Source organism: Pseudomonas sp. CFBP2511 (genome assembly GCF_030209255.1).
Classification (GTDB): Bacteria; Pseudomonadota; Gammaproteobacteria; order Pseudomonadales; family Pseudomonadaceae; genus Aquipseudomonas; species Aquipseudomonas avellanae.
In genome coordinates, this window is sequence record NZ_JARVSI010000039.1 from 2,501 (window position 1) to 5,215 (window position 2,715).

Annotated in this window: 1 rRNA gene (running past one end of the window); it reads left to right on the plus strand. The window is 52.4% G+C overall.

The features are described from left to right. A 23S ribosomal RNA gene (locus QRN38_RS27065) occupies positions 1-2,641 on the plus strand (it extends 252 nt beyond the left edge of the window). Positions 2,642-2,715 lie beyond the last annotated feature (74 nt).

The window sequence follows — 2,715 nt, forward strand, 5'->3', positions numbered from 1 at the left end:
CGAACGGGGACCAGCCCTTAAGTTGTATTGAGATTAGCGGAACGCTCTGGAAAGTGCGGCCATAGTGGGTGATAGCCCTGTACGCGAAAATCCCTTTGCAATGAAATCGAGTAGGACGGGGCACGAGAAACCTTGTCTGAATATGGGGGGACCATCCTCCAAGGCTAAATACTACTGACTGACCGATAGTGAACCAGTACCGTGAGGGAAAGGCGAAAAGAACCGCGGAGAGCGGAGTGAAATAGATCCTGAAACCGTATGCGTACAAGCAGTGGGAGCCCACGTTGTTGGGTGACTGCGTACCTTTTGTATAATGGGTCAGCGACTTATTTTCAGTGGCGAGCTTAACCGAATAGGGGAGGCGTAGCGAAAGCGAGTCTTAATAGGGCGTCTAGTCGCTGGGAATAGACCCGAAACCGGGCGATCTATCCATGGGCAGGTTGAAGGTTGGGTAACACTAACTGGAGGACCGAACCGACTACCGTTGAAAAGTTAGCGGATGACCTGTGGATCGGAGTGAAAGGCTAATCAAGCTCGGAGATAGCTGGTTCTCCTCGAAAGCTATTTAGGTAGCGCCTCATGTATCACTGTAGGGGGTAGAGCACTGTTTCGGCTAGGGGGTCATCCCGACTTACCAAACCGATGCAAACTCCGAATACCTACAAGTGCCGAGCATGGGAGACACACGGCGGGTGCTAACGTCCGTCGTGAAAAGGGAAACAACCCAGACCGTCAGCTAAGGTCCCAAAGTCATGGTTAAGTGGGAAACGATGTGGGAAGGCTTAGACAGCTAGGAGGTTGGCTTAGAAGCAGCCACCCTTTAAAGAAAGCGTAATAGCTCACTAGTCGAGTCGGCCTGCGCGGAAGATGTAACGGGGCTCAAACCATGCACCGAAGCTACGGGTATCACCTTTGGTGATGCGGTAGAGGAGCGTTCTGTAAGCCTGTGAAGGTGAGTTGAGAAGCTTGCTGGAGGTATCAGAAGTGCGAATGCTGACATGAGTAACGACAATGGGTGTGAAAAACACCCACGCCGAAAGACCAAGGTTTCCTGCGCAACGTTAATCGACGCAGGGTTAGTCGGTCCCTAAGGCGAGGCTGAAAAGCGTAGTCGATGGAAAACAGGTTAATATTCCTGTACTTCTGGTTATTGCGATGGAGGGACGGAGAAGGCTAGGCCAGCCTGGCGTTGGTAGTCCAGGTTTAAGGTGGTAGGCTGAGATCTTAGGTAAATCCGGGATCTTAAGGCCGAGAGCTGATGACGAGTGTTCTTTTAGAACATGAAGTGGTTGATGCCATGCTTCCAAGAAAAGCTTCTAAGCTTCAGGTAACCAGGAACCGTACCCCAAACCGACACAGGTGGTTGGGTAGAGAATACCAAGGCGCTTGAGAGAACTCGGGTGAAGGAACTAGGCAAAATGGCACCGTAACTTCGGGAGAAGGTGCGCCGGTGAGGGTGAAGCATTTACTGCGTAAGCCCACGCCGGTCGAAGATACCAGGCCGCTGCGACTGTTTATTAAAAACACAGCACTCTGCAAACACGAAAGTGGACGTATAGGGTGTGACGCCTGCCCGGTGCCGGAAGGTTAATTGATGGGGTTAGCGCAAGCGAAGCTCTTGATCGAAGCCCCGGTAAACGGCGGCCGTAACTATAACGGTCCTAAGGTAGCGAAATTCCTTGTCGGGTAAGTTCCGACCTGCACGAATGGCGTAACGATGGCGGCGCTGTCTCCACCCGAGACTCAGTGAAATTGAAATCGCTGTGAAGATGCAGTGTATCCGCGGCTAGACGGAAAGACCCCGTGAACCTTTACTATAGCTTTGCACTGGACTTTGAATTTGCTTGTGTAGGATAGGTGGGAGGCTTTGAAGCGTGGACGCCAGTCTGCGTGGAGCCAACCTTGAAATACCACCCTGGCAACTTTGAGGTTCTAACTCAGGTCCGTTATCCGGATCGAGGACAGTGTATGGTGGGTAGTTTGACTGGGGCGGTCTCCTCCTAAAGAGTAACGGAGGAGTACGAAGGTGCGCTCAGACCGGTCGGAAATCGGTCGTAGAGTATAAAGGCAAAAGCGCGCTTGACTGCGAGACAGACACGTCGAGCAGGTACGAAAGTAGGTCTTAGTGATCCGGTGGTTCTGTATGGAAGGGCCATCGCTCAACGGATAAAAGGTACTCCGGGGATAACAGGCTGATACCGCCCAAGAGTTCATATCGACGGCGGTGTTTGGCACCTCGATGTCGGCTCATCACATCCTGGGGCTGAAGCCGGTCCCAAGGGTATGGCTGTTCGCCATTTAAAGTGGTACGCGAGCTGGGTTTAGAACGTCGTGAGACAGTTCGGTCCCTATCTGCCGTGGACGTTTGAGATTTGAGAGGGGCTGCTCCTAGTACGAGAGGACCGGAGTGGACGAACCTCTGGTGTTCCGGTTGTCACGCCAGTGGCATTGCCGGGTAGCTATGTTCGGAAAAGATAACCGCTGAAAGCATCTAAGCGGGAAACTTGCCTCAAGATGAGATCTCACTGGAACCTTGAGTTCCCTGAAGGGCCGTCGAAGACTACGACGTTGATAGGTTGGGTGTGTAAGCGCTGTGAGGCGTTGAGCTAACCAATACTAATTGCCCGTGAGGCTTGACCATATAACACCCAAGCAATTTGAGTCGAATGACCAGATTGCGGTGACTGTGGAGATGACACGAACCGAAGGTTTGCG